This is a genomic window from Natrialba taiwanensis DSM 12281 (genome assembly GCF_000337595.1).
In the GTDB taxonomy this organism is placed as follows: Archaea; Halobacteriota; Halobacteria; order Halobacteriales; family Natrialbaceae; genus Natrialba; species Natrialba taiwanensis.
The window spans coordinates 1-337 of the sequence record NZ_AOIL01000024.1 but is presented as its reverse complement, the minus strand read 5'-3'; the positions used below and the strand labels follow the sequence as shown (position 1 = coordinate 337).

The window sequence follows — 337 nt, the reverse complement described above, 5'->3', positions numbered from 1 at the left end:
CGGTGGCTCTCGCCACATCGAGGTATCTCGAAGGACAAACTCACAGCGTATCTCAGACTCTTCGAACTTCGCCGGAGAATCCTACGCAAACCCGGACGAGAAGCCCTGAGAGAAATCGTTCGAACTGTTCTCTGACCCACCAACAATGTCCTTCACAAGAGCGTTCGCGGATTGTATGGAGCGATTGGCACGACCCCTGCGGCCAGCAGGTGGTCGTGCCAATCGAGGATGTCGTAGGCGCTGTCTCTAAGCATCCAGATCGGTGTATCGACGGCGAGCGCGTCACGGGTGACGCGCATCGCCGTCTCTTGGTCTGCTTGTTTGGCCTGGGTGAACT

2 pseudogenes are annotated in these 337 nt (G+C 57.3%); one reads left to right on the top strand and one right to left on the bottom strand.

From position 1 onward, the window contains the following. A pseudogene (locus tag C484_RS22905) lies at positions 1-135 on the top strand (IS1595 family transposase); the annotation flags it as partial. A 29-nt stretch (positions 136-164) separates the two neighbouring features. Here the strand turns inward: C484_RS22905 and C484_RS07885 are convergent. After that, positions 165-337, bottom strand: a pseudogene (locus C484_RS07885) (IS5/IS1182 family transposase); the annotation flags it as partial.